The organism is Paenibacillus sp. BIHB 4019 (assembly GCF_002741035.1).
In the GTDB taxonomy this organism is placed as follows: domain Bacteria; phylum Bacillota; class Bacilli; order Paenibacillales; family Paenibacillaceae; genus Pristimantibacillus.
The window spans coordinates 862,976-882,514 of sequence record NZ_CP016808.1; the positions used below are offsets into that span (position 1 = coordinate 862,976).

The 19,539-nt window shown below is 48.4% G+C and carries 18 protein-coding genes; 1 reads left to right on the top strand and 17 read right to left on the bottom strand.

Features of this window, described 5'->3' with window-relative positions:
* Positions 1-25: 25 nt before the first annotated feature.
* The 10 genes from brxC to BBD42_RS03785 form a co-directional block, all read right to left on the bottom strand.
* Entirely contained in the window at positions 26-3,616 is a 3,591-nt protein-coding gene (gene brxC / locus BBD42_RS03740; protein ID WP_099517056.1) for a BREX system P-loop protein BrxC, read from the bottom strand.
* A gap of 12 nt (positions 3,617-3,628) precedes the next feature.
* Positions 3,629-4,210, bottom strand: coding sequence for a DUF1788 domain-containing protein (locus BBD42_RS03745; protein WP_099517057.1), 582 nt, complete (start codon positions 4,208-4,210; stop codon positions 3,629-3,631).
* Positions 4,211-4,214: 4 nt separating this feature from the next.
* The gene (locus BBD42_RS03750; protein WP_099517058.1) at positions 4,215-4,817 is read right to left on the bottom strand and encodes a DUF1819 family protein; all 603 of its coding nucleotides are present in this window, start codon (positions 4,815-4,817) and stop codon (positions 4,215-4,217) included.
* An 11-nt stretch (positions 4,818-4,828) separates the two neighbouring features.
* Positions 4,829-5,047, bottom strand: a complete 219-nt coding sequence (locus BBD42_RS03755) for a helix-turn-helix domain-containing protein (RefSeq protein ID WP_099517059.1) — start codon at positions 5,045-5,047, stop codon at positions 4,829-4,831.
* A gap of 205 nt (positions 5,048-5,252) precedes the next feature.
* On the bottom strand, positions 5,253-5,381 hold the full coding sequence (locus BBD42_RS32535; RefSeq protein ID WP_257790763.1) for a hypothetical protein: 129 nt from the start codon (positions 5,379-5,381) through the stop codon (positions 5,253-5,255).
* A gap of 140 nt (positions 5,382-5,521) precedes the next feature.
* Complete coding sequence (locus BBD42_RS03765; RefSeq protein ID WP_099517060.1) at positions 5,522-6,841, bottom strand: hypothetical protein; 1,320 nt, start codon at positions 6,839-6,841, stop codon at positions 5,522-5,524.
* A 374-nt stretch (positions 6,842-7,215) separates the two neighbouring features.
* Positions 7,216-8,757: a 23S rRNA (uracil(1939)-C(5))-methyltransferase RlmD gene (rlmD, locus tag BBD42_RS03770; protein WP_099517061.1), complete on the bottom strand. Its 1,542-nt coding sequence runs from the start codon at positions 8,755-8,757 to the stop codon at positions 7,216-7,218.
* A 153-nt stretch (positions 8,758-8,910) separates the two neighbouring features.
* Positions 8,911-9,828, bottom strand: coding sequence for a diacylglycerol kinase (locus BBD42_RS03775; RefSeq protein ID WP_099517062.1), 918 nt, complete (start codon positions 9,826-9,828; stop codon positions 8,911-8,913).
* A 172-nt stretch (positions 9,829-10,000) separates the two neighbouring features.
* On the bottom strand, positions 10,001-10,786 hold the full coding sequence (locus tag BBD42_RS03780) for a sirohydrochlorin chelatase (RefSeq protein ID WP_099517063.1): 786 nt from the start codon (positions 10,784-10,786) through the stop codon (positions 10,001-10,003).
* A 13-nt stretch (positions 10,787-10,799) separates the two neighbouring features.
* Positions 10,800-11,090, bottom strand: a complete 291-nt coding sequence (locus BBD42_RS03785) for a YerC/YecD family TrpR-related protein (RefSeq protein WP_046231556.1) — start codon at positions 11,088-11,090, stop codon at positions 10,800-10,802.
* Between the two features lie 353 nt (positions 11,091-11,443).
* On the opposite strand from BBD42_RS03785, the gene BBD42_RS03790 reads away from it, so the two are divergent.
* On the top strand, positions 11,444-12,013 hold the full coding sequence (locus BBD42_RS03790) for a hypothetical protein (RefSeq protein WP_150131504.1): 570 nt from the start codon (positions 11,444-11,446) through the stop codon (positions 12,011-12,013).
* Between the two features lie 196 nt (positions 12,014-12,209).
* On the opposite strand, the gene BBD42_RS03795 is transcribed toward BBD42_RS03790, so the two are convergent.
* From BBD42_RS03795 to BBD42_RS03825, 7 genes are all read right to left on the bottom strand, one after another.
* Positions 12,210-13,205 (bottom strand): inorganic phosphate transporter, encoded by a 996-nt coding sequence (locus BBD42_RS03795; protein ID WP_099517065.1) that lies wholly within the window; start codon positions 13,203-13,205, stop codon positions 12,210-12,212.
* A 24-nt stretch (positions 13,206-13,229) separates the two neighbouring features.
* Positions 13,230-13,841: a DUF47 domain-containing protein gene (locus BBD42_RS03800; protein WP_056032854.1), complete on the bottom strand. Its 612-nt coding sequence runs from the start codon at positions 13,839-13,841 to the stop codon at positions 13,230-13,232.
* A gap of 280 nt (positions 13,842-14,121) precedes the next feature.
* Positions 14,122-15,180, bottom strand: coding sequence for a DUF3048 domain-containing protein (locus BBD42_RS03805; RefSeq protein ID WP_099517066.1), 1,059 nt, complete (start codon positions 15,178-15,180; stop codon positions 14,122-14,124).
* Positions 15,181-15,536: 356 nt separating this feature from the next.
* On the bottom strand, positions 15,537-16,358 hold the full coding sequence (locus tag BBD42_RS03810) for an alpha/beta hydrolase (protein ID WP_099517067.1): 822 nt from the start codon (positions 16,356-16,358) through the stop codon (positions 15,537-15,539).
* Between the two features lie 119 nt (positions 16,359-16,477).
* The gene (locus tag BBD42_RS03815; RefSeq protein ID WP_099517068.1) at positions 16,478-17,059 is read right to left on the bottom strand and encodes a thioredoxin family protein; all 582 of its coding nucleotides are present in this window, start codon (positions 17,057-17,059) and stop codon (positions 16,478-16,480) included.
* A 318-nt stretch (positions 17,060-17,377) separates the two neighbouring features.
* Positions 17,378-18,787, bottom strand: coding sequence for a sensor histidine kinase (locus BBD42_RS03820; RefSeq protein ID WP_099517069.1), 1,410 nt, complete (start codon positions 18,785-18,787; stop codon positions 17,378-17,380).
* Positions 18,784-19,533 (bottom strand): response regulator transcription factor, encoded by a 750-nt coding sequence (locus BBD42_RS03825; RefSeq protein ID WP_099517070.1) that lies wholly within the window; start codon positions 19,531-19,533, stop codon positions 18,784-18,786. The genes BBD42_RS03820 and BBD42_RS03825 overlap by 4 nt, the downstream gene beginning before the upstream one ends.
* Positions 19,534-19,539 lie beyond the last annotated feature (6 nt).

Consider the following 19,539-nt stretch of genomic DNA (forward strand, 5'->3'; position numbering starts at 1 on the left):
CTAAGCTCCCTTTGCAGAATTCCATTTATATAATCCGTATCGTCGTGTCTTTGTCAAGTTCAGCCTCCAGCTTGGCCCGAAGCTCATTCAATAGCTTGTCAATGTCGCCTTTGTTTGAGATATGGCTTGTGCCAGAAATCAACGTTTTCAGACTAACATCTTTTGTTTTACGTAAAGGCACCAGCGGAGCGTCTTTGATATTTCCTCCGTGTCGCGCTGCAAGGCGGGCTTCTTCTTCATCAAAACTCTGGATGAAGCGCTTCTTTAGCCTGTCACTCTCCGTGCGCATAGCAATGGCCTCGTAAATGTTATTGGCTTTCGCAAGCCTCTCCAGCAACGCCGAGAACTCGTCACGAACCTTGCCGGAGAAATTCTCTTTGAAGGAGCGACGCTCAAGATCAGCATAAGTCGTCGCCCTGTCAGCCTCTATATCGTCGCGGATGGGCTTGCATTCTTCATCCAGCAATTGGACAAATCGAGCCATAAATCCTTCTACCAACTCCGGAAGTTTGTGTATCTCCGAATACGGCGACGACAGGCGAGTGATTTTTTCGATATTCTCCACCAGCCCGATTGTTTCAGGATCTAGCACATAGGAGCGATTGGTTTCGTAAATCGTGAGCATGTGCAGCGCCTTATCAAAAATCTCACGCTGATTCTTGAAAAATTTTCTAACGTCCTGAGCGTCTTCCTCGTAATCAAGGAGGGAATCCTTTTCAGCTTGTAGATACTCGAAAAACGCCTTAATTTCCTTGATCTTAATCAACAGCTCAAGCAGTTTTTTTCCGTCCTCCAATACGGACTTGCCAGGATAGCGAACCTTATTGTATTCGTCCAGAAGCTGCTTAATTCCGGGGTTGTGAGTATCGTGCCGATCCAGTTCCTTTGTCGCAAACTCTTTGATTCGTAACATCAAGCCATCTTCATCACTAGGGACATCACTTCTTCCGAAAACGTCTTTAGCAAGACTCTTGGCATTGATGAGCAGCGCCGGAGAAATCTTTACTCGTGTTTTTATTACAATGCGGTCGAGGTATTCTCGTTTAGTTACATAAGATATTACGCTCAGGTCACCGATAGCAATAGTTTCGCCATTCAAGTCTATTCGAATCTCCTGATTTTTAAAAAGAGTCAGCACAATTCCTGCAATGTCCATCTCTTTCCAGCCATACGGCATTTTTCCGAACTGCTCGTTCAGACTGCGCATGGTGATGGGAATATTCTTGAAAGAACTACGGTTAATCACATCAGCCATTTCGCTAATGGCTAGATGATTTGATTCCTTTTCTTCCATACCGTTAAGGGTCATTTGCATATCCCGCACGGTCAGGATTTCATTCAAACTATCGGTCGTATAAAACGGCTTGGTGATGTAGTTTTGTTTGGTGTAGATGCTTTCCACCAAAACTCGGAATGCCTCATTGATGCGGTCTGTCGGCTGCTTTCCTTTGATGTCGAGACGGCTTCCATTCACATAAATATCAGCTCGTTTCAACAAATCAATAGTCAGTTCCCGCGAGCGTTCCGCGCGCTGCTTGCCTTCACGGATTTTTGTGGTTTTGATATCTTCCACTGCATCAGTCGTGGTTTTACCCGCTGTACGCCGAATAAAAGTTTCAATCTGTAGAGACAGCTTCATTTCCTCGATGAACGACATATCATCTGAGAGGGATACAATTACATTGCGCTCCCGCATGGAAAGAGACTTTATCTCCATGTCACTTGCCCCCCCATGAGCATACATGGGCGTCAAGACACGGATGCCGATTTCTTCCCTTTGTGCGCCGCGGGGACGATCATCGATTATGGTATTGAAGGCATAATCATAACGGTCGCTATACCGATACTTCTTATTTAAGCCAAACAGGACAGAGAAAATGTCATCGCCCACCTTGTCAATAATCTCACTGGTGTCAATTTTGATTTCACGGATCTCCCGGTTGATGTCCTGTTCTTCATTGGTCAAGAAGATAAACTGATCGCCGTTTTTGATGATCAGCTTTTGTTGCTCCAGGCGGCGTAGGGAGGCATCCACTTTCTTCTTTGCTTCGATTTTATCCTGATCAATGTTCTGTAACATAATGGTTGTGATATTTTCCAGATTAGCCGGCAGCACATTGGGGATGTACTTGACCATAAACAGTACTTTCAGAACTTCTACATCGTAAGGCTGGAGCGCACCATCATTGCGTTCTGCGCTGTCTACAGCATCGGAAATCACCTTGCGGATATTGTGGTCAAGAAAGGTTTCGACCGTTTTATAAAACGCATCGAAAGGAATCAGAGTACCATCCTCGAAGTTCCTGTACTGCATGGCAGCTTCCTGAAACGCATTGAGCAGAGAGCGTTCTCCCTCAGATAAATGTTTGCCGGACGCACCATGGGTACGGATACCGCTGAACACCGCCTGCAGGAGATTGAACTGATACGGGATAAACGGATAAACATCAATGAAATCTCCCTCTGTGGAGTACAGACGTTTCTCTGGTGTATCCTGCGAAAACGTGATCAGATTTTTGAGAATGGCTGACTTATCAGCATACAAAAGCCGCAGCTTTTCAGCTGCTGCTACCGTTTTGGAAAGCAGCCTTTTCTTGATCACTTCGTCCACGTTTGCGGATGACAGGGAAAGGCGAGTGTCAAACCGACCGATGATCTTAGAAAAGTTATCCCGGTCAACCTTTGTGATGGAGTCAATATCCTGTTGGCTAGTAGCAACCACCCATGCCTGCCCACCGCATTCGTTCCCAAGGCTCTCTACTACCGATTGCAGGTTCAGCATAAGGCCGCTGTCGCTGCCAATATATTGTCCGATTTCATCGCACAGAAAAATAACAAAGTGTTTTTTACCTAGATTCTTTGACTTAGCCTCTATGTATTCCCTCACTTTACGAGCAAAGGCGCTAATATCGATGGAGTAATTTTTTTCTGCCTTGTCATACCAGCTCCGAGCCGCATCCTCACTCATTCTAGTGCTGTCGGCCAGCGCTTTCACGATGTTGTCTTCTTCAAAGTAGAAGTCTTCACGGGCATCAACCCAGTCATTGCCGGACAGTTCTTTGAATCGAGCACTGAAGGCATCGTACACACCATCTTTTATCATTTGGCGTTCCAGATCGGCAATCCACGGCATGCTGCCGCAGAAGCCCTGCATCTTGTTAAACACCTTCATAAACACCTTAACTATGGCATCTTTATTGATTTTTGAGTCGGCATCCGCTTCCGCATCAATGTTGAACAAAACCACATCGGCACTTGTATCTGCGGCAACCTGCATATCGGCCAAGACACGGGCATCAGCAACTTTTCCCTCAAAGAAATCAATGGCTCTCTTGCCGTCATACTCTTTGTCAGAAAGCAGATAAGAAAGGATTTTCAGAAAGTGGGATTTACCACTTCCAAAGAAGCCGCTAATCCAAACCCCCATCTTGTCCGTACGGTGGTGATTGCCTTTGCGGTAGTTCTCAAAGAATTTATCAAAGTGTTTATGCAATTCTTTGGTTACAACGTATTCATCCAGTTCTTGTGTGATCATTTCGGTGGAATCCTGACCGATTTTTACGACACCCTGAATTGGTCTGTCAATATGTTTTTGAAACATTTCATTGATTTTCATATCCTCTCACTCCTATCGTTCGATCAACTTAAACGCCCGATAATAATTATCGTCGGTAATCTCCCCAAACAGCCGTAGTTCATTCGTATAGTCGCCGGGGAAAAACATAACAAGTGCATTTTTATCAACACGGCTGTGCAGGTTATTCAGAATCGTGTGAGAGCGAATTACCGGCCACGCCTTTCCGATACCTGTAAGAAAAATGACGTCTCGCTCCGGCACAAGTTCTTTTGTGATTTTACCAATAATCAAATCACCGTCGAGGGTGAGCCGTAAAGTCTTCTTAATAGGATTAATAATCGCATCGCTCCCTTTGCTTTCCTCCATGGCAATGACTTTCTCCAGATAATTCTTTTCTCTTAGAACATCCAGCATGAGATCATACAAATCGTATTTCACTATGCGTACATCATCATAGAGGCTATTGATCCGATCAATCAGCGCATCAACATGGGAGCGAACAACCATTTCATCCTCCGCTTCGTAGTCAAAAATCCAAAAATTCACTTCGTTCGCCGTGCCTCTTCCGGTGCGAAAACTTTCACCCAAAATTTTAGGCTCAATTAAATCAAGACGCTTATTGAGTGGCATCATCCCTTTATTCCTCCAGAAGCATTGCTTTCGCGTAAATCGAGTTAGCTTCACCTAGCAATACACGTAGTTGTGGTTCACAAATCGGTTTCAGTATGAGTAGTGTGTTCCCATTGCGTTTAGCAAGACCTGCTTCGCAGAGAACATTCTTATAGGTGTTTTTAATTCGAACAAGATTGGTGCTTGTCCACTTGGCAACAGAATCGTTATTTTGCGCTTTACGTTCAATAAAGTTAATGAAGTCTTTATCTGCTAGTTCGCCTTGGCTATGATGATATCTGTCAGCGTATACTTCTCGCATATATTCAAAAAGCAATCGATCTGCCTTCATTAAGGACAGAAATGCAATAAACTTTGCATCCTCTTCATTTCCGTCAGCCACAACCTTAATTAGAGGCATGCTGATTGTTGAAAGACGCTTAAGCATGCGTAAAGGAACATCCCTACGGCGTTTCTCTTTTTCCAGTTGATAAATATTCTTTTGTAAAGACATCTCGACAATGTCTTCAGCTGTTCTTTTTTCACATAGGAGTATTGCCGTTCTACGCATTTCGTAAAACATAAACGGCATATCTTTAATAGACGATGTGTATGGTAATTCCTTAAACATGACAATCACTCCTACTTCTCATGATCATCGTCTGTTATCAATTCCATGACATCGCCAAAATCACAAGAAAGCGTTTTACAAATACGCCCAATCACTTCCATACTGACTGGCTGATTCTTGGATAGCTTGGCAAGCGTTGTAGTACTAATGTCAGCTAGTCCTAACAAATCTGTCTTTTTGAGATTTTTATCCAGAAGCAACTTCCACAGCTTAATATAGCTTACCTTCATGAGAAATCCCCCACATGCATAATAAACACATATTACTTGATACTTACAACATATTCAATGTTTTTTCACAAGAATACAAAGTTATTTCAGCGATATCAGAACTTTATTTTAGGAGTTTCTAGGACCTGCTAAAAATATGGCACCAAGTTAGAGCAGCGGTACAATCGTAGTTGACAGTCTTACATTATATATATCCGCACAGTCACTACAGCCTGCCTAATAACATTATTTTTTTAGAGTCAAACAAATCCCGATACACAACCTGCTCCCGGCTGAACGAAGCATCCATTACTTTGCCATTACCCGCATAAATGCCAACGTGAGTTATATCCATAAACCCTTTCATGCAAAAAAGCCGACTGCGCTGAACCTTCAAGTTCAGACAATCGGCTTTCCTGAAAAGTATATATATGAAAAGAGAACGCCTCCGAAGTTACAGGGGCGTTCTCTTGGATATTCTTATACTATTCACAGTTAGAATGATTCATTTTTTAAAATAATATTAAATTTGATAGGATGGGTTACAACATCCTCAATTTTCAAAAGAAATGAAAACATTAATGTTGCCTCAATTTTCCCCAATTCGGATTCATAATACATGTGTCCGTTAAAATTGAATCTTTCCATATTTTCAATATGACGTTCAATATTCCCTAAAAGAATGATATATTCATCTAAAAGATAATTGGATTTTTTTATCACAACACGACATTCCTCTAACAACTGTTTTACCTCTTCTATTGTCCTATCCCGATCCTTGTTCCCTTGGCTTACACAGTAAAACAATCCTAAAAATTTCTCATTATAGTCTCCATGTTCTGTCTCCGGTATAAAAAAGCAATAGTTATAGTCGAGGCTTTTATACTTTAATTCAGAACTAAATTCTCGTAGTTCCTTCGTTGATTGATAAATTAGACCTGTGTAACCACTACTCTCCAAAAAATCGGTAAAAAACTGAGGCAAAATATACTCTTCGATCACAGTAGATTCTTCTTTTTTAGGAAAAGTAAGGACTTGGAATAAAACACTATCACCTAGGAGTTTATCTGCGTTTCGTTTTGAAAAAGTAAATGTGTAATTGTTGTATTGAATTTGTGAACCCTGCAGAATCATGAGTCCAATAATTTGATTTAATGTAAGATCAATGGAGTTAGTGATATTATACATGCCTTTTCCCAAACGATAAAAATAACTGTAAATTGGGAAATACAAGGAGTAATTTAGTGAATCATATGGAAGATCAAGTTCAGCAAGAGTTGTAGGAATCGACTTGGCCAAATACAGCATCGGTCTTCCAGCCACACTAAACCGTTGGCTGGATACTAAATGCCGTTTAGAAAATGGGATATGAAACAACTCATGAATTTTATTAGGATCATAATTTCCAGTAGGCCTTGCCCTGAAGAGCATCTCAGCAAATTGCGCAGGGGCGTTCGATGAATAACCGGTTGTATTCACTTTAATGAATGAAAAAAGCTTGTTTCTTACATCAGGAGATTTTGTTATTACCGCTTGATAAATATCAATTAAACTATCGAATAATTTTTCAACATAAGTCGCCTTCGTCTGAAAGTCTTTCTGTACATCCTCACAAAAAGTTATATACAGGGGGTCACTGACCGTCATTTTATGGAATTCACAATCGCATTCAGTAACTGGCTGCAAAGTCTGGAAATGTTCCATGAATGAATTTTTATAGTATACTAACCTCTCAATGAAGGTATCCAAACCAAAAGACGCTCTCTTAAGCTTTTTTTGAAACGAATTATCAAAAAAACACAGTATACAAGACATGATAGATTATTCATCTCCTCGTAATAATTCATCTTGTCCGACGATAAAATCCTATCTTCACGGATATTTTTAATTTGAATCTTCATCGACATACTTTATACATATGTCTTGGCATTAATACCCCGGTTCAATTATTGGATATATATTGATATAGTATGGAGCATCCACCTGTTAAACTCAACCAAAAGAAATAAAATAGAACGCCCACTCAGGGACGCTCTTTACACTTCACTACATATCTACCCACTCGACGTCCAAATCTAAGTCCAAAACGACCGAAAACTCGATTTTGTCTTTGAGCAGCTTATTTTTGAAGTCGTTGCCGTCTGACGTGAACGTCATAAATCGCACTAAGTGTTGAAAACAAAGGATTTCTACGTATCGATTCGTTGTATTCCTATTACGCATTCCACATGCGTAGTCCACGGAAACATATCCACCGGCTGCACTTCAACCGCCCGATACCCGCCATCCTCCAGCACCCGCAAATCCCGCGCCAAGGTCGACGGATTACAGCTCACATAAACGACTCTCTCTGGCTGCATCGCCAGAATCGTCTCCAGCAGCTCTGGATCGCAGCCTTTGCGCGGCGGATCGACGACGATGACGTCGGGCACAATACCGCCCTCCTCGCGCCAGCGCGGAATGACGACCTCGGCAGGCCCTGCCTCGAACGTAGCATTCCCAATACCATTCAGCTCCGCATTACGCTTCGCATCCTCAATCGCCTCCGGCACGATCTCTACGCCGTAGACACGCCCCGCTTGCCGCGCCAGAAACAGCGATATCGTCCCTATCCCACAATAAGCGTCAATGACGGACTCCGTCCCAGTCAGCGCCGCATATTCCACCGCTTTGCGGTACAAGGCCACCGTCTGCAGCGGGTTCACCTGATAAAACGATCTCGCCGATATCGCAAAGCGAATGCCGTCCAGCTCATCATAAATAACGTCGCTGCCCCACAGCACCTTCGTCTCATCGCCAAAAATCACATTCGTATTCCGCTCATTCACATTTTGAACGATGCTCGTCACACCTGGCAGCTCCTCACGGATGCGCTCCACCCAGCGCTCAGCCTGCGGCAGCTTGCGTCCGTTCGTTACGAGCACGACCATCATTTCGCCCGTTACAAAACCCGTACGCGCCATCACATGGCGCAGCACGCCGCGTCCGCTCTCCTCATCATAGCCAGTTACGCCTAACTCGCGGCCAATCGCCTTCACTGCCCGCACAATTTCATCATTGCGGTCATGTTGAATCAGGCAATCGTCCATATCAATGATTCTGTGGCTACCGCGCGCATAAAAACCAGCAATCAGCTTACTCTCCGCATCATCACTATCAATAGCATGACCGCCTGTCATCATGCCAATCGGCACCTGCGCCTTATTCCGATAGCGCCAAGGCTCGTCCATCCCAATCGTCGGATGCACAATAACGGCCGCTTCCGCCGCTTTATTTTCCACAGAACCGCCTATTTGAACCTGTGCCTTCTCCGCTTCCCCAGCCACACTCAGCTTACCGATCCGCACCAGATTGTCCACCACATGCTGGCGTTTCCAGCTCAGCTGGGCGCCATACTCCATATGCTGAAGCTGGCAGCCGCCGCATTGCTTGTAAATGTCGCATGGCGGTTCAACGCGGTCGTCGCTGGCAACCAGCAGCTCCTGTAAGCGCGCATAGCCATACTGCTTCTTCGTCTTCATGACCTTAGCGCGCACGCGCTCACCAGGAAGTGCGCCCTGCACAAAAAGAGTATAGCCTTCAGCGCGGCCTACCCCTTCCCCGTCATGCGTCAGTCCGATAATATCGAGGACGACCTCTTCATTTTTGCTTACCGGCACATTCTCCGGCGGCTTCGACTGGGAACTGCTGCGCCCACGTCCGCCGCCACCTCTGTTATTCCTTCTGTTCATTGCTCTACCCGCTCCGCTCTATATCGCCATTAACGCAAGCAGGCCGCTAAGCGGCCAACTTTCTGCTCTTATTCTTTTTCACAAAATGACTCGCCATCATATACGAATCCCTGATCTTATCTATCCACTTCACGCTCACATAAATCCATTATACTACCGATAGGTCGACTCGCCCATCTCATCGGCAAAAATTCGCAAATGCGAAGGCAGTACCGAGAACGTAAACGGCAGCTTGCCGCCGTATTCGCCGTCGAGATTGATCTGCACGTAGTCTGGCGTCGTGACCTTCATCTCATTCGTGCGGAAATGGATAATATGCGGATCATTCATATGCTCCCCGCGCAGCGCGAGCGACACGAGGCGGATAAACTCCGGCAAATTGCATTTTCGCAGCAAAATAACGTCAAACAATCCATCGTCGAGCTTCGAGTCTGGAGCCAGCTTCTCAAACCCGCCAACCGAGTTGCTGTTGCAGATGAGAAAAAGCATAAATTCCTCATGAAAATCGCCAACGCCTGCGGCCTGGATTTTCAGCTCCGTCGGGCTGAGGCGCGTCATCTTTTCCATGCCCTTCATATAATACGCCAGCTGCCCAATCATCGTCTTGAGCTTGCTCGGCACATCATACGTGAGCTCCGTCATCGAGCCGCCACCAGCAATGTTGATAAAATAACGCTCATTCGCCTTGCCGACATCAATCGGGCGCGTATACTGCTGAATGATCAGATCGACCGCATATTCCCAATGCTTCGGAATGCCCAGTGCCCTAGCGAAATCATTCGTCGTCCCGAGCGGCAAAATGCCCAGCGGCGGCAAATTCGGCTTCTCCGCCAGCCCATTAATAACCTCATACAGCGTTCCGTCGCCGCCCGCCGCAATAATGAGGTCATAGCCGCGCTCCGCGGCTTCGGCCGCCGCAAGCGTCGCATCGCCTTCGCCTATCGTCGCATGGCAGCTCGTCTCGATGCCGCCGCGCTCCAGCCGCTGCAAAATATCTGGAAGCCTGCGCTTCATTTCTTCCCTGCCGGAAGAAGGATTATAGATCAATCTTGCTCTTTTATATGCTGACATCAGCGTGACCTCCAAGCCTTTTCCATTTTCCCATGTGTCGGCAGGCCTACCTATCGCCTTCGCGCATGCGTAATTCCTGTCTTTCGTAACCTTTCGTCTTTCGTGCCTTTCATCCTTTGTGCCTTTCATCCTTCGTCCCTATCGTCCCGTGCGTTCCTTCCACTTTCCCCTATTATAAGGCTTCCAGTCCCGCCAGCCAATCCGTCATATTCCGCACCAGCCAGCGCTCAATCGCCGGATCAGGCAGCATCGGCCTGCCGTTATAGCGATAGTCTAGTCCCGACAAGCGCTCCGGTATGACCTCATTCGTAAAATAGCCATTGCTCAAAAATAACGGCACGACGATAACCGTATCCTCCGGCCGTTCCACCTGCATGCCTCTCAACCGCTCAGCAGCCTGATCAGGCAGCAGCATAGCCGTTTCCGCGCGCGCGAAACCGCCCAGCTCGCGTATACGACCAGCTAGCGCATCGAGGCCTTGCTGCCAGCGCTCATGAAACACCGGCTCCTTGCTGCCGTGGCCAATTAATAGCAGCGCTTCGCGGCTCGGCTCCTCGCTGAGCGGCTTCATATTTTGCAGCAGCAGCTCGGCGATTTCTGGATCATCATTAATCGGCAAGCCCATATGAACATGCGCGTTCACCCGAAATGTACCCAGATCACCCTCAAAATCCGATATCGGCGCAAAGCCAAAAGCCTGCCCAATCTCATCGATATGCGTACTTCCTGATGAAATGAACAGCGGCAGCACATACAGCTCGTTTACGCCCTGCGCCTCCAGCGCATCAATGCCGTCCTGAATAACCCGACCTTCTATAATTTCAAGAAAAGACGAATACACGGGCACATCGGCCCGCTGCATCGTCTCTGTTGCCCGTTCTACTGCTTCATCTACAAGCTGCACCCACTGCGCATCGCGCGAGCCGTGGCTTATAACGAGAATGCCGGGTTTTTTCATGGCTTTCACGCACCTACCGTCCTAAACGTTCTAAAGCCATTTTATACCCGTCGTTGCCATAATTCAAACAGCGCTTCACCCGCGAGATCGTAGCCGTGCTCGCCCCTGTCTCCGCTTCAATCTGATTATACGTGCTGCCCTTGCCGAGCATGCGCGCTACTTCCAGACGCTGCGATAGCGACTGAATTTCATTGACCGTGCACAAATCATCAAAAAACACATAACATTCCTCAACGGACTTTAAAGTTAAGATGGCCTCAAACAATTGATCTACCGCTTTATCGTTCAGCTTTTTGAGCTGCATATTCTTCACTCCTCTAGTCTTCAAACCGGACTTCCAATGCTCACATTGTAGCTTTTTTACCCGTTTTTTTCAAGCATTACCGTATTCACGCTTTACAGAACAGAAGAGCTAACGTGGGGCATCTGCCGTTATTTTTCTTCAATACCCGTGACATTCGTCCAATCCTTACGTTTGCCTATGCCATAGACTAATACCAAGTGTACACCGCTTCACCGCCGCATTGGCGAGGGAGCCCGCGCTTCGCCATGACCGCTCTGCACAACGCGCCTCGTCTTCCACAGGCAGAGCCTTCCGCCATGAGGCACGGCATGAGGCACGGCGATTCGACTATAAAAAATCAAAGGGTGATCAGCGTGAATTATCGCAATAATCCCGGCGGCTATCCCCAATATCCCCGCTACCCGCATGCTCAGCAGCCGCAGCATTTCCAGCATCGCAGCAGCCGCCAGGGGCCGAGCCAGCTCAGCCCCGCCGTTAACCATAACGCCAGCGTATCCGGCCTACTGAATGAAAATGCGATTCCAGAGTTTCAGCCTCCGCTTCAATCGGTTCAAGCCGTACAGCCGGAGTCCCAAACTATCGTTCCAGCTACAGCAGCCGAGCTTGCTGAAACCGTAGCCCCTGCCAAAGCCGGCGGATTCTCGCTCGCTAATTTGGGAGAGATCAAAGGCTTTGTCGACCGCATAGGCGGCATTGACGGCATTTTGACCACGGTGACGAAGGTTCAGAAGGTGATGAGCAGCGTATCCCAGATGGCTCCGCTCGTGAAGGTGATTATGGGCTCCTTTGGGAAAAAAGGGGCCGATGACGACGCCACCGATGACGTGGAAGAGTTCGTCCCTAAGCGCAAGCGCCGCAAGTCCGGCAGCGGCTCTGGCTCAAGTCCCGCCGCCCGCAGACGCAGAAAAAAACGCCGGCGCTAAGCCCCGGCAGCGGAGGCAGCGCCGCTAACCGGCCTGCCTCCTCCGCCATGCGAAGCGAACAGCCCCGCATGGCGCGCCCCTCCTGCCAGCAGCAACCGCTGCTGGCAGAAGCTTTATTTTTCACCGTCCAGCCCTCCCCGCCCAACAAAAAAGCCCGCATCCATTTACGGACCGGGCTTCTAAACGCTATGCGAGCTTAAATGAACAACCAATCCATTGCCCAGTAGACGGCCATTGCCATCAGGACCGTGATCGGAATCGTAATGACCCACGCGACCAAAATGCGGCCCGCCATCGACCATTTCACGCTGGAGAAGCGCTTCGCGCTGCCTACACCGAGAATCGAGGACGTGATAACATGTGTCGTACTTACTGGCAAATGCAGCACCGTAGCCGTCAAAATAACGACAGCCGAGCCTACATCGGCAGCAAAACCATTGATCGGTTCGATTTTGAAAATCTTCGTACCCATCGTTTTAATGATTTTGTAGCCGCCGACGGACGTGCCAAGCGCCATCGCCAGAGCAGCGGACAGCTTAACCCATAGCGGAACGTCCAAACTATCTTGAACTCCCGCCGCAACGAGCGCGAACGTGATAATTCCCATCGCCTTCTGCGCATCATTCGTGCCATGCGAGAACGATTGGAAGGCTGCCGTTACGATTTGGCTGAAACGGAAGCCCTTGTTCACCTGATGCGGGCTCGATTTGGCGAAAATCCGCTTGAGCAGCCACATAATGATGAAACCAGCCGAGAAAGCAATCAGCGGCGATAAAATGAGAGCTTTAACAATATCTGTAAAACCAGAAGCATTAATCGTGCCAATGCCTGAACCAGCAATAACCGCACCAGCCAGCGAGCCGATGAGCGCATGGGACGAGGAGGACGGAATACCGAACCACCACGTAACCAGGTTCCAGATAATAGCCGATATGAGCGCAGCGATAACGACTTCGACACCATTCGGCAAATCAGCCGGATTCGCAACGCCGCTTCCGATCGTTTTGGCTACCCCGGTAAACATAATCGCACCGAGGAAGTTCATCACCGCAGCCATCAAAATCGCTACACGAGGCTTGAGCGCACGGGTCGATACCGACGTCGCAATCGCATTCGCGGTATCATGGAAGCCGTTAATAAAATCAAAACCGAGTGCCAGAATGACAACCGTCCATAAAATATATGAATCCATTAGAGTTGACTCCCACTTTCCGCGTTAGCTATTGCGCATAATAATCGATTCCAGCGTATTGGCAACATCCTCGCAATAGTCGGTCGTTTGCTCCAGCATTTCATAAATTTCCTTGCGTTTCATCAGCTCAATCGGATCGCTTACGTTCGCGAACAAGCTTGTAATACATACGCGAAGCAGATCATCGGCTTGATTTTCCAGCTCATTCAGCGCAATGTTCGGCTCACGAATCGCCAGCAGCTTCTTCTGTGTCAGCAAATAAATGGCTTTCTTGATCTGATGCGCGCAGCGCAGCAAAATGTCGCCAAACAGCTGAATGTACTCATCCTTCTCCTTGATGTTGTACATTTCGAAACGCGAAGCGCATGCCTCGATTCCATCCAGCACATCATCAAGCGAGGTCGTCAGCGCCATAATATCTTCTCGTTCAATCGGAGTGATGAACGTTTTGTTCAATTCCTTCAAAATCGTGTGCACATACTTGTCGCACTGGCTTTCGTATTCCTTCATCGTCTTGGCGAAAGCAGAGACATCGGACAAATCCGACAATCCGTTTGAGAAATATTCAACAGCGACAACGAGCGCATCGGCCATTTCTTCAAACGTTTTAAAGAAAATATCTTTTTTCTTGAACATCGTAATCCCCTTTACCGGCTGGATGTTTTGTTTGGGCATTTTGTCGACCTTTGGTGGATAAGCCCAGAATATCTTAACACAGTTTACTTTAAAATTGTTAACGGAATATTAACGTTCATGAAAAAAATTTCTTTTTTTCAATCCAAGCAGTCATAACGTTCATTTCCTCCGCTTCCAAAACAAAGGCGCCGCCTCGTAAAGAGACAGCGCCTAAGCTTATATTGCCACGGGCACGGAAGCACTCTTCACCTGCTAAAAGTGTTTCCGAACCGTGCTTTTTTTACCCATACATCACATGATCAGCAATCGATTTCGTATTCGGGACAATGTGGAAAAAGGTTTTGCCCGGCACCAGAGCCAGCTCCTTGCCATCCTTCACGATCCGGATCATATTGTCCGGCGCCCGTACCCACGACGCCTCCGTCATCCGGCCCTGCTGGAACAGCATCGCATCTCCGCCCGCTTGCAAATCAACCGCGAGCCTGCCTTCATTGTCCAGCGTCTTGTGGCTTGCAGCCAGTACGACCAGATTCGAAGCCGCAAGCTGCTCATTATTGTTAAGGTCAATATGCGCTTCATCGTTGATGGAACGCTTATATAGCTTGCTCGCCTCATCATAGGCATAAGAAACCTTATAATCCTTCAGCGTAAAATGAATCGTGACCGCCGTCGCTGGCGTCGTCGCCTCGGCTGCGCCATTCTCGGCAAACACATAGGCCGGCACCGCTGTGTCCTGCTTGTAATTTTTCTTCTCCGCGCCGGAGCGAAGCTTCTCTAAGTCCGAATACAGATTATGCGGCGCCTTGCGCTCCTTGCTCCGCCAGAAATACGCACCCGCATTCGATATTTCATCCAAATACGGCTTCTTCTGCTGCTGCAAAATCGCATATGCGTCATTGCTTCCACCCGCATGCGCAAGCACAGCACCATAGCTCTCGCCAATATTAATCAAATAAGGCCGAATGCTGCGAATCGGGCCAAGCGAATCGGTTAAGGCATCCGTGCTTTGGAACACGGCAACGAGCCTCGTAATACCCCCTTCTGCAAGCACCTCCCACACGACGTCGGCATTCGACAATCCCGATTGTGGGCGAGCCGGCTTCAAGTTGTTGATCATAACAGCAATTGGCCGCTCCAATGCTTCTGTCTGACGACCAACTCCCGTTAATGGCGCTTGATATGGCAGTGCCCCCGGCGATACGCTAGGACTTGGCAAAGCGCTTGGCTCTGGCGAAGCGGATGGAACCGCTTCCCCCTTACTGCCTCCTGCACATGCCGCAAGCAGTACAAGCAGCAGCAGAATACTGGACGTTAAACCGATTCTTTTTCCCAATTTCATGAATGATACCCGCCTTTATCCGAATGATCCAAGATGAAACGGCTGTTGACATCCTTTTGGGGCGCAGCGCGTTTCAATCCGAGAAATATAAGCATTTATTAAGTTAAAACTTACAAATGCCTATATTTTTATAATTTCAAATCTATCCTCTAGCGTGATAGATAACATGACAATTTACGCAACAAAAAGCTCGCAAAAGCAGCTTTGCTGCCTTTTCTACCTTTCTACTATACCACAGGATGATAGAAGGAGTAACAGATTAAGCAAAAACAGGACCTGCCCACGCGTGAGTCCCGCGTGACAGGTCCTGCCATAAAGCCGGATGCCGCCGTAAGCGGCACTACTTTTTTTCCAGTTTAAATGCTCCAGTGATGCCATTCCTGCTGCTTCTTATCTAGTCCCTCCAGCCATTCGGAGCTGATGCGAATCGCTTCCTCCTGATGCTGGCGGTTGGAATACGTATGCGACGCCTGAAAAATAATTTCCTTGTCGCACAGCCCCTCGCTGCGGGTCCAGAACACCTTCTGATAAAGGAAGCTGTAGTCGACCGGTATTAGCTCATCACTCGTGCCATGAACGAGCAGAACGTCGCCGGAGAAGCGTGTTGCCGCCTGGAACGGCTGATGCTCAAGCAGAGAGTCGAAGAAGACGGGCTTCAGCGTAAAACCGGAATAATCAACGGAGCCGGATTGTACCGCTTCATCATAGCCCTTTCTGCCGACAATTCGGACAATATCATTGAAGGGATAAGCAACTGGCGACCATAGAAGGAGGCGCTTGACCCGTCTATCCTTGACGGCTGTCATAATGGAGACGGCTCCGCCTAGGCTATGTCCAAGCAATACAATCCGGCGCGGGTCGACGCATTCCATGCTCGTGATGTAGTCAAGCGCTGTGCGCGTCTGATCGACCATGCTGTCGAAGCCAAGCGAGCCGTAATCGCCATTGCTCTCGCCGCAGCCGCCATAATCGAAGCGGAGCACATACGAGCCTTGGGCTGCAAGGGCGCGGGCTGCTTTGACAAACAAGCGGTCCACACCGATGCGGCTGCCAACAAAACCATGGCAAATAATGATCGCCTGCCGTTTGCAGTCGTCGTTCTTCTTCTCATCCGTCGGATAATGCAGCGTAGCTGCCAGCTCCAATCCTTCATGGCGCAATACCAGATGCTTCTCCATGTCCAAAACCTCCTGCCGTTTCCATACAGCGTCTTAATTATATTAATTCCTACCCGAATACTTTGAATTTATTAAAGTCATAATAGCACCCGCAGATGCTGCTGTCAATCCGTTATTTTTTATACTAGATCGCAAGCTTCAACCGGCATCCAGTGCTCATCCTGTCCATCCCATTTGACGTTGCAGCCAATCGGATTGGTGTACGGCACCGACACCTCCTTGCCCAGCGTATGCTCGGTAAGCGCACGCTCCAAATCATAAACCGTTACTTTGCTCGAATCTTTAGGCTGGTCGACTCCCCGGCCCGTATAAACCAGCTTGCGATCTTTATCAAAAACATAAAAGTGCGGCGTACGCAGCGCCCCATAAGCTTTGGCTACCTCTTGCGTGTCATCGCGCAAATACGTCCATGGAAACTCCAGCTCTTTCATTCGCTCCACCATATGCTCGAAGGAATCATGCGGCTTTGTAGCAATGCTGTTCGCATTAATGCCCACGAAAGCAACGCCCTTTTCCTTAAACTTGATGGCCGTCTTGCGCGTGAGCTCGTCCGATCCAACGACATAAGGACAATGATTACAGGTGAAAAATACGACCAGCGTGTCCGCATCGGCAAAACTCTGCAGCGAATAGCTTTTGCCATCCGTCGCCGGAAGCGTAAAATCTGGTGCTTGCTGACCAATCTGAACAGTGAAAGACATATAAATCCCTCCCAGTATGAAATGACCATCCCCTATATTGTACCACAATTAGGCAAAGCTTTTTCTGATGGTCTAACTGCGCTTCGGACATATTAATGAAAAGCAGCAAGTTATGATTCAATTAGGCAGCTCTCGTGGCCGCCAAGGAAGGAGTGGAGCTTATATGCCTGCATGGATCGTATGGCTAACTGAACACTGGCTTTCCGTTATGCTAACGTTTGGTGTCGTCGTTGCTGTCGTCTGGGTCTTGCTTAACCGCAATCAGCTGTTCAGCAAAAATTAGCCGCCCGGGAGGGCGGCTGATAAAACACATTTTGGCTATGTTGCTGGTTTGTCCTGATGGCTGATCGGCAGCTTGATCGTGATTACTGTTCCAGCACCACGCTCGCTATCTATTTTCATCTCGCCGGCATGCAGCTCGGTAATTTCCTTGCAGATTGCGAGCCCAAGCCCGCTTCCGCCCTGCCCCGTGTTCGCCTTATAAAACTTCTCCGTCACATGGGGAATATCCTCAGCCTCGATGCCGCAGCCGGTATCGGCAACTGTCAGCAGCGCAAAGTTCTCGTCAGGCGTAATGGAGATCGACACGCGAATGGTGCCGCCTGCTGGCGTGAACTTGAACGCATTGTCGATCAAATTAATAATAACCTGCTTCAAGCGATTCGCATCCGCATACACCATCACCGGCGATTTGCCTAACGTGACGAGCAGCTTCACGCCCGTCTGATCCTGCCGGACACCAAGCTGGGCGGCCGTCTCCTTCACTGGGCTGTTGAGATCCAGCAGCTCCGCATGAAGCTCCATGCTTCCTGCCGACAGCTTGGAGAAATCGAGCAAATCCTCCACAAGCCCCGACAAGCGCAGCGTTTCATGGCTAATAATTTGCAGCCCCAGCTTCATTTCCTCATTATCAGCCGGATCGCCTTCCTTCAGCGTCTCGCTCCAGCCTCTAATCGACGTAAGCGGCGTTCGCAGCTCGTGGGAAATAGAGGAGATAAAATCATTTTTGAGCTTCTCCCGATGATTCAGCTCCACGACCATCGAATTGAACGTTTCCGCCAGCTGTCCAATTTCATCATTGCTTCGCTTCGTCGCCCGCCTCGTCCAGTCACCATCGGCCATATATCTTGCCGCACGTGTCAGCTCGCGAATAGGCCGCACAATACGCTGCGCCAGCCACAGGCTTAAGCCCAGAAACAGCAAAATAACTGCCAGCCCTACGAATGCCGTCATGCGCAGCAGCTGGCTTACCATATCGTCCACGGCGCTGATGGAAGCCGAATAACGCAGCAGGGATACGACATGCGTATCGTTCCAGACCGGTATCGTAATCGACGTGACCCGTTCCTTGTAATAAGGATCATTGCCCTGCCAAATATCCGTATTCCCGTTCATCGCGGCCTGCACGTCCAACGTATTGTAATGTATATCTTCCACCAGCCCGTCGGAGTCCATGCGCACGTTGCCGTACACATCAAGCAGTTGAAGCCGGGTATCGCCCTCCACCATATATTGCAGCATGTAATCGGCTTGATCATGCATTTTCAGCGAAGCCATCGTCCGGTTATGCGTGGCAAGGGCAGACACAGCCCGCTGCTTAACCGAGCTTTGTGCGCTGCCATAATAATAGTTGGTAATCAGTGTAGCAAAAAGTCCGCCGAGCACGACGACAACGAGCGCAATCAGCAGCAAATAGCTCCACACGATTCTCGTCTTGAGACTGTTCATCCGCTGCTGCCCCTTCTCCAGCGGTAGCCAAAGCCCCACACTGTTTCGATGAAAGCAGGCTCAGAGGAATTGTCTTCAATTTTTTGGCGCACCCGCCTAATGTTTACGTCAACGACCTTAAGGTCGCCCACATAATAACGGCCCCAAACCTCGCTCAAAATATCATCGCGGCTGACGCTTTTGCCTTCCCGCTCCATTAATAGCCGCACCAGCGTCCATTCGGTCGGGGTCAAAATAATTTCCTCATCGTTTTTCCATAGCTTGCGCGCAGATACCGACAGGCGGAATGGCCCAATGGTCAGCTCATCATCCATTGCCTCCTGCACGGGAGCAGCCGCTGCCAGCTCTTGGCTAGCCACCGCCTGAAGCAGCGCAGCACTCGGCTGCATCCTGCGGTAGAGCGACTTGATGCGGGCAATCAGCTCTCCTGGGCTGAATGGCTTCTGCACATAATCGTCGGCGCCAAGCTCCAGCCCGTGAATTTTATCCTCTTCCTGCGACTTCGCGGTCAGCATAATAATGCCCATGCTCGGAAATTTGCTGCGCAGCTGCTCGCATACCTCAAAGCCGCTAATAGTCGGCAGCATCACATCAAGCAGCGCAATATCAAATGGTCCCTCCGAATCAGCCAAAGCGAGCGCCGTTTCACCGTCGCCTGCTTCCGTCACTTCCATCTCATTGCGTTTGAGATTAATGCGGACAAAGCCGCGAATCGCTTCTTCATCTTCCAGCAGCAAAATACGCATAGGTCC